The sequence below is a fragment of the Stenotrophomonas sp. HMWF003 genome (genome assembly GCF_003061285.1).
Lineage (GTDB): Bacteria > Pseudomonadota > Gammaproteobacteria > Xanthomonadales > Xanthomonadaceae > Stenotrophomonas > Stenotrophomonas maltophilia_AP.
The window spans coordinates 1-1,264 of record NZ_QAIW01000389.1; the positions used below are offsets into that span (position 1 = coordinate 1).

At 61.2% G+C, this 1,264-nt stretch carries 2 protein-coding genes; both read left to right on the forward strand.

Features of this window, described 5'->3' with window-relative positions; genetic code table 11:
• The first annotated feature begins 648 nt into the window (after positions 1–648).
• Positions 649–948 carry a SymE family type I addiction module toxin gene (locus DBR34_RS16650; RefSeq protein ID WP_128097624.1) on the forward strand — a complete coding sequence of 100 codons (300 nt, stop codon included), beginning with the start codon at positions 649–651 and terminating at the stop codon, positions 946–948.
• 88 nt (positions 949–1,036) lie between these two features.
• Positions 1,037–1,264, forward strand: a 228-nt coding sequence (locus DBR34_RS21520; protein ID WP_219928324.1) for a hypothetical protein, incomplete at its 3' end; no start/stop codon positions are given.

The window sequence follows — 1,264 nt, forward strand, 5'->3', positions numbered from 1 at the left end:
CCTAAGGCCAGTTCTCTAGCACCCGCCTTACCAAGAGGAAGGGGGGGGCCGGGATGGGCATCTTGATGTCCATACCCATCCTTGGCCCTCGCTGGTCGGCCCAGCGCATGTTCCCGACAAGGCCTAACAATCCCCAAAGGTAGCGTCGCTAGAGAATTGCACTTGAATCATGGTGCACCGCAACGCCATCAAGATGCGGAAGAACCCAGGCCAAGTGTCCCACCATCACTGACCTCCTGAAACTGGAAATTAGACTCCGAAGGTATGAGCGCGTCGCAGTCGATCTGGCGGCAGTGGTTCCATGTGACGTACAACTGTACCAGCGTCGGCTTCGCGCAGTCTGCATCAAATAGCTCGCAAACTTCTGTGTAAAGCGTCGCCTATGGGGCCATTTGGACTTTACGTTAGCGCAGGCCAACCACTTCTTCGAAATCAAAAGCAACAAACGATTTCCCCTTGTTCGCATCAAAGCGCATGGTGTCCATCGGAGTCTAGAAGCTCCTTGAAGAGTGTAAGTTGGACGTCCTGAGTCGGGAGGGTGGCTAATACAAGACCCTTGCGGAAATACGCCCACCGAGCTTCGATCGGCTTCTAGCCTCCCGACACCCTCGCCATCCCGGCGAGGGCGATCCTTACAGGAGGTCCAACATGCACAGGTCCTGGGTGACTCGGCCCGAATTCGTCCCGCCCAAGCGCAAGCCTTACGCCCGCCCGGCCCCCACCTGCAAAGTGGGCGCGCAGCACTATCCCACCCGCGAGGAATACGGCAGCGATGAGGTCATTCCCTACGTTCGCCTGCGTGGCCGCTGGCTGGACAAGCTCGGCTTCGACGTAGGCGCGCGCCTGAAGATTGAAACCAGCCCTGGCTGCATCACCCTTACGGTGGTGGAGCGCCCGGTGGTGGTGCCCAAGAAGATCCCCAGGAAGCTGCAGCGCGCAGCCGGCTGATCGGTCCGTCCCGCCAGCCAGGCGGGCACTGCACGGCGGTGCCGTGCGGATTCCAATCTGTTTCACTATCCAGCAGTAGGAGGAACTCATGAGCGAGAGTGTCTTCATGCAGGTAACGATGGACGCCGGGCTACGCGCCCGCTTCCAGCAAGCGGCGGCGCACGAACGGCGTCCGGCCGCCCAGGTGTTGCAAGCGCTGATGCGGGAGTACGTGGCGCGTCATGCGGGGGCAGGGGAGGTGCCGGATGCGGCAGGCGCCGACCGCGACCTGGAAGCAATGGTGCAGCGGCAGCAGGGGTGGCATTCCAGTCCGTTC